The organism is Nitrospiraceae bacterium (assembly GCA_020632595.1).
In the GTDB taxonomy this organism is placed as follows: Bacteria; Nitrospirota; Nitrospiria; order Nitrospirales; family UBA8639; genus Nitrospira_E.
Genome location: JACKFF010000035.1, coordinates 1 through 6,633 on the forward strand (window position 1 = coordinate 1; position 6,633 = coordinate 6,633).

Annotated in this window: 7 protein-coding genes; 6 read left to right on the forward strand and 1 reads right to left on the reverse strand. The window is 50.5% G+C overall.

Translation table 11 applies throughout. The features are described 5' to 3' along the window. The 6 genes from H6750_21370 to H6750_21395 all read left to right on the forward strand — a co-directional run. On the forward strand, positions 1-521 hold a 521-nt coding region (locus tag H6750_21370), incomplete at its 5' end, for an ATP-grasp domain-containing protein (protein ID MCB9776863.1). A 1,078-nt stretch (positions 522-1,599) separates the two neighbouring features. Further along, positions 1,600-2,937: a cytochrome ubiquinol oxidase subunit I gene (locus H6750_21375; protein ID MCB9776864.1), complete on the forward strand. Its 1,338-nt coding sequence runs from the start codon at positions 1,600-1,602 to the stop codon at positions 2,935-2,937. After that, positions 2,937-3,950 (forward strand): cytochrome d ubiquinol oxidase subunit II, encoded by a 1,014-nt coding sequence (locus tag H6750_21380; protein ID MCB9776865.1) that lies wholly within the window; start codon positions 2,937-2,939, stop codon positions 3,948-3,950. Before H6750_21375 ends, H6750_21380 begins: the two co-directional genes overlap by 1 nt. Positions 3,951-4,409: 459 nt before the next feature. Continuing rightward, on the forward strand, positions 4,410-4,655 hold the full coding sequence (locus tag H6750_21385) for a hypothetical protein (GenBank protein ID MCB9776866.1): 246 nt from the start codon (positions 4,410-4,412) through the stop codon (positions 4,653-4,655). 139 nt (positions 4,656-4,794) lie between these two features. Next, positions 4,795-5,628: a hypothetical protein gene (locus H6750_21390; protein MCB9776867.1), complete on the forward strand. Its 834-nt coding sequence runs from the start codon at positions 4,795-4,797 to the stop codon at positions 5,626-5,628. Positions 5,629-5,785: 157 nt separating this feature from the next. Further along, positions 5,786-6,193 carry a hypothetical protein gene (locus H6750_21395; protein ID MCB9776868.1) on the forward strand — a complete coding sequence of 136 codons (408 nt, stop codon included), beginning with the start codon at positions 5,786-5,788 and terminating at the stop codon, positions 6,191-6,193. Positions 6,194-6,300: 107 nt separating this feature from the next. Here H6750_21395 and H6750_21400 read toward each other — a convergent pair. Beyond that, on the reverse strand, positions 6,301-6,633 hold a 333-nt coding region (locus H6750_21400), incomplete at its 5' end, for a LysR family transcriptional regulator (protein ID MCB9776869.1).

The window sequence follows — 6,633 nt, forward strand, 5'->3', positions numbered from 1 at the left end:
TTCATTCGCGTGCCGAAGCACTGGCGGCTTCTCTTGCAGAGAAGCTTCACTATTGTGGGGTCATGGCCGTGGAGTTCTTTTTTCTGGCTGACCAGACGTTGCTCATCAACGAAATTTCGCCCAGACCCCACAACAGCGGACACTTTACGTGGGGGGGGTGCGTGACTTCTCAATTCGAGCAGCATCTTCGGGCTATTTGCGGCCTACCTCTGGGGGACCCTTCCCTTCTTCAGCCCGTCCTGATGGTGAATCTCCTTGGAGATCTCTGGCAACACGGCAACCCGCATTGGGAACACCTCTTGATGAATCCCTATGTCCGTCTCCATCTTTACGGCAAGGAGCATCCCAGACCTGGGCGCAAGATGGGACATTTCCTCTACTTCGGGGACCAGCATCAGGATGCCCTCTATCAATCTCACGAGCTGTTACGAAAGCTTTGCCTGGATCGGCCCTCCCCTCAACCGGCTACCAAAGATGTTCAGGAGACTAACTCACAAATCTTTCAAAGTCAGACAGAGTGAGAGAGAAAAAATTATCTACTTGTCTCCATCCCTCCAACTTCAACACCCATGAAAAACATAGAATGTTCCTTCAATATCGAACCCACTCCGAGCCACCCCCTTTTCCCTGGAACCTCTGTCGGCAGGCCTTTTCCCTACAATTCCTGATCTCGGCCATACCTCCTCACCACTCGCGAGAGCATTCCAAAGAGTCCAGTGAAAGTCTTTTGGATTCGCTTTTTCAACTAACTATTTTATCTATCCCCGCACATGAGAACGTTTCCGATCACGCTCTACCCCTTTCTCTCCATGAGATTCGATCCTCCATGTTATCAAAGAATTTAAAATAAGATTCACCACTCTTGTCATCGAAAAAACCTTTCTCGTCCCCATGGCCACCCCTCTCTTGTCTAAGGATTGCTCCATTTCCTTGACCTCCCTCGGACTTCAGGGTGTAGACTAAAGAGAACAGTTCTCCTTCCCTATGAACACAAGGAGGAATTCCAGGATCTCACATGATAGGACTACCTTTAGCCACACTGAAGTCAAAATTCTTGAATATGGCTTACGATGGATCCACAAGGCTGGCGACTCATTGACCGACAAACTCGCTTATCTTCTGTCTGACCCCAGTGTGAGCATCAACACTTTTTTACAAGCAGTCGGATGCAGATCCTTCAAAAGCAACATGATTCCTTACTTAACATCCGTCATTGCGGATATTGGTGCTCATGGTCGAATAGTACATTCATTCAAAGATCATTGGCCGGACCTTTCCTACGTCCTCCCCCCTCCCCTGGAACCTTGGGAATCCGCCAGAATTATTGAGACGTTTCTCGAAGTATTTTCTGAGCTAGCAGAGGATGCGTGGAGTCCGATTCTGGAACAGACCTGGCGAACGGCTCTATTGGCTATGCTCAGAACCCGCTCAATAACCAACCATATTTGGCCCTGCTCAAAAAACTATACAGCCAGTCTGGTTTTCTCCTGAATGCCACACATACACAGAAAAAAGGAACGCTCGTCGTTTTGAACATGGTAATAAGAACAATCCAAGCTTCCAGATGCAGACGTCAATCGTGATACCCAAGGCATAGTTATGACCGATTTACTGGCAGCGCGATCCCTGATGGCTATGTCCCTAGGGTTTCACATTATCTTTGCCGTCGTGGGTATGGCCATGCCTCTTCTTATGGTGTTGGCAGAATGGCGCTGGCTAAAAACGGGCAAGGAGGTGTACCTGGACATTGCGAAGCGTTGGGCAAAAGGTACGGCCATTTTCTTTGCTATTGGGGCCGTCACCGGCACCGTCTTGTCCTTTCAGCTCGGTCTTCTCTGGCCCGGGTTCATGAAATGGGCCGGGCCCATTATCGGACCGGCATTCGCGATAGAGGGGTTTGCTTTCTTTACGGAAGCGATTTTTCTGGGGATCTACCTGTATGGCTGGAGAAAAATTAGTACCCATGCTCATCTCACAGCAGGAATAATCGTGGCAATCAGTGGAATCACTTCCGGGGTAGTGGTCGTCATAGCCAATGGTTGGATGAATACCCCGCGAGGATTCATGATGATTCACGGCAACCCATCCAATATTAACCCGTTTGCCGCGTTATTGAACCCCTCGGGTTTGCTCCAAGCCCCTCACATGATCCTGGCCGCCTTTGCCGCCACCGGTTTTGCGGTAGCCGGCATTCATGCTTTCCTGCTTTTCCGCCAACCCGGCAATCCCTTTCACCAAGCAGCCTTAACGATCGCCTTTCTGGTCGGGGGCATTAGCGCCATTCTTCAACCGATCAGCGGAGATTTTTTGGCCAAGCAGGTCGCGGCATATCAACCATTAAAACTGGCGGTATTTGAGGCTCAGGTCGAGACTCAACAAGGCGCACCTTTTCGAATCGGCGGCCTTTGGAATTCGGAGAAAGAAGCATTTGATTATACAATTGAAATCCCATACGCCTTGAGCTTGATGTTAACCATGGACCCTCACGGGCAGGTGATCGGTCTCAAAGAGTTTGCCAAAGAATACTGGCCCCCGATTAGTGTCACCCGTACGGCATTTCAAATCATGGTTTTCATTGGCTTGCTTATGATGTGCCTGGCCTTATGGGGCTTGTGGCTTGCAATCACAAAACAGACTCTCTTTCAGTCTCGGGCGTTCCTTCGTTCGCTGGCTTACGGAATTCCATTAGGCTTTGTAGCCATCGAAACAGGATGGGTGTCCACCGAGGTGGGCAGACAACCCTGGGTCATCGTGGGATATCTCAAAACTGCCGATGCCCTTACGCCGATGCCCGGATTGGTCTTCCCGTTGATGGTTTTTGCGGGTCTGTATGTCTTTTTGACCTGCATTGTCATCTGGCTCATGTGGCGGCATGTCTTAGCCACACCCAGTCAATTTGAAATACATTCTCCAACCGAAAAACAGGAGCTGGCCTAATGGGCCTCGAAACGATACTCGGCATGGCGTTACTCCTCTCACTCACTTGCTACGCCTTGTTAGGTGGCGCGGATTTCGGCGCCGGCGTGTGGCATCTACTCGCCAAAGGCTCTTCACGAAAGGCTCAACACCGGTTGATTGGCGAGGCCATCGGACCCATTTGGGAGGCTAACCATGTCTGGCTAATTTTGATCGTGACGATTTTATTCACGGCCTTTCCCGCAGCCTATGTGCAAATGGCCACTACCCTGCACATTCCACTGACACTATTGGTCATCGGCATCGTCCTACGAGGAGCGGCGTTTGCCTTCCGTCACTATGACATCGAAGACGACGACATTCATCTCCGTTGGGACCAACTATTTGCCGTTTCAAGCCTTATGAGTCCCCTCCTGTTGGGAGTGATCATAGGCGCAATCACCGCTGGGGCGTTCCCGGCAAACCCCGACACCTTTTTCGAAGGCTATATCTCAGCCTGGGTTCAGCCATTCGCGTTAAGTATGGGGCTGCTCACGTTGTTGCTGTTCGCATACTTGGCAGCAGCCTATCTTCTTCTAGAAACCTCAAACCCTGACTTACGGGAAATATTTCGTAAACGGGCGATTGTGGCCGCCCTGCTGACCGGTCTGCTGGAAGAAGGCGTGTTATTCCTGGGACAATCTGGAGCACCACGACTCTGGGGAGAACTGACAACCAGCCAATGGGGCAGGATGATTCAACTTGGTGTGGGCGGGTTGATGATTGTCGCTGTGACCTTGTTCATCGCACGGCGCTACTGGTGGGCTCGAACATGCGTCATCCTTCAAGTGACCCTTACCATCTGGGCCTGGGGTCTGGCTCAATTTCCGTATTTAATTCCCCCCTATCTAACGATCTTTAATGCCTCCGCACCAGCAATCACACTTCAAGTTATCGCCTGGGCACTATTCCTGGGAACCATTCTTCTCTTCCCTTGCCTTTTTTATCTCTACCACGTCTTTAAAAGACCGGCATTATTCCGGGACCAGAACTGAAAACCTAGACTCAGGTTGCAGGTTGATATGTTGTCCTCGGCCCTGAGGAATACCCCGCGGCAACCTTTCAACAGAACTCGGGCCTGGCAGACCATGCGATTGCTTGCAGACAAGTTCGTCGCGTATCAGCCTTCTCTGTAAAGAGATGAATTCCATCCACCCTTCCTTCTAGCCTCGGGCGATGATTGCTTCGTCGTGACTTGAAGTTTGCAGGCACAGGCCCGTTCTACATATCCCTTGTCCCAGAGTACCCTCAAAGAATTTCCTCCTTAGACTTTCATGAAAGGGGCAGGCGTTCCTAAAGATATCCATCATTCAAATTTTGGATGATATAGAGAAAATTTATGTATTTGCTTATACCTCAAATTTAATTATTTAATGAGACATGAGAAGCAATCATCCTATAACCCATCAGCCAACAGGATGGAATCCCATCCCTTTAACTAGGAGGATACAGCCATGAACACCCCTTACACTCCATTAAAATTTTTCAGCATTACCCTTAGTTTGGCCATCGCAGGGTTATTGGCCCTTCCCCTCTCAGAATCCGGCTGGATGATGGCTGCGAAAAACCACAGGGGTCCAGTGGAAGAGGAAATCGACTGGACCTTGTCCAGCAGGGAGAACACAGCCGAGAACGAGGTCGATTGGACATTAGCCAAGACCGAGTCCGAAGAAGACGAAACCGATTGGACTTTGGCCTAAAGTGGTTGAACAATGATCAGTGGAGGGCGGGCTTAACGAGTCCGCCTTCCCACTCAATCTGTCCTCCCAATAATGGCCCTGTGAACAATGTCCCACATACCATCCACTGCCAACCCACACCACGAGAGGAGAAAAACCCATGAATGCTGAACAGTTCCCTACACCGACCTTGAGAGGACAAAACAGGAGTCAAGCACTCTTCCGTCTGGTCTCTTGCACGTTCATGTTCATGCTCGTATTCGGTTGTACGCACTCACCTCCAGAAAAGTTACGCACTCATTTTACGACGGTCCCGGATGCTGAAACGGTTTTTCGCACCGCATTCTTTCCTAATGACGCAGGGCGCATTCCCTTGGTGATGGCCATCGTGCTGGACCAAGACTCCCATAATTCGCCGCTACCCCTCACCGAAGACAATTGGCTTCAATTTGCCTCGAAGATCAAAGAACCACTCCAGGATCAGCTTCCTGTGGCTGTTGACAGGGCTATTCAAGTCGAAAAGATACCAAGCAGGGATGACCTAGGCCTAGTTCACAACGGACACACGAACTCTCATCTAGAAGGAATCCTACTCGTTATTCCTTCGAGTGTTGAAGTTCGCGGCCCCGCCCGCCTGGACATCATGCCGGAAGTCGGTGCTCTCAACGGGTCCTTGATCGAAAATCATGCCCTAGTGGAAATCGGCATCTTGAACCCGGCATTGGATAAGCTGGTGATCGCCGGGAAAGGTTCATCCTTTGCCACACTGGAACAACTCGATGTCCCATTGGCCTCCAATAGATATCCCAGAGTCAGAGGGTCGGCAATGACGTCTCCCATTTTTCCAGGTGAGGAAAAGGCACTGGAGACCCTAAGACATGTCGCCCTGCATGAGGCATTGGCAAAGGCCATTCTCGATTTTTCAGAAAACTGGCCCAAACAACCGCTTGGCAATCCCCTTCAACCGGTACGTCAAGCACCAACACCATCGTAAACACATCAACTGAACCATGGTGTCCCAGATGCATCTGACCGGCCATCATCGAGGACACGTCCAGGAAAGGGGAAGGTCGACACCGAATACATCACAAAGCCTCCTTCCCCTTTCCTTAGACATCAAATGGGTTTTCTGACTCAGAAAGGAGCGGAACATGCGAAAATTCTGGTTTGTGATAATAGGTGCCCTCTGCCTGTTTGGCTTCACCACGTTATTAGGGTTTTCAGAACACCCGCGTGTTTCTTTAGATGCCCAGGGTAACACACTCACAACGTCGGAGACGCTTCCCATTCAGCCCTGGACCAGCAAAGACCTCATGGAAATGGCTGCCATTTACGATCAACAAGCGGATGAACTTCAGGCGGAAGCCGTGAGAATCGAGCAAGAAGCCACCACCCTTGCATTGAGGCCCTATATGGATCCTAAGGGGTTTCGTCGAAACAGCCTGATGCTCGTAGCAACCGCACGATGGAAAGCGGCCAAGGAAATGAGGGAACTGGCTGTCATGCACCGGGCGGAGGGAGAACGCCTGCTCGCCTTGGAGAAACAAGAAGGGGGTTAAAAAAGAGTGCCCGTTGCTCATCGGATGGTTGCCGATGCAACTTCCCGAACGGACCCCTGGTGCGAGTATAAAATACCCACAAACCCTAACCGCCGCAACGGTGTGGGTCATTTTGAATGAAAAATTTTTGTCTGGGCAGAATCCACGATAGCCAAGACCCCGGGGTGCTTTAGGCGACGCTCAATGGAAATAGCATAAAACTGCTCATGGATGTCGGGCATATTTCCAAGCCGCGAGACCATGTATTGCCGCTGAATCTCCTTGGCAACGACAGATGAACCAGGAAAAATGCCTTTTCCAGCCTGTCCAAAGGCCTTCATCGTGGCACCGTCTTCAAACTCACCCACCACTTTTGGAAGAATTCCGTGGCGTGAAAACCATTCATCCATTCGGCGTCTCAACATAGAATTCGCGGTGGGCAATAAAAATGGGGATCCGTT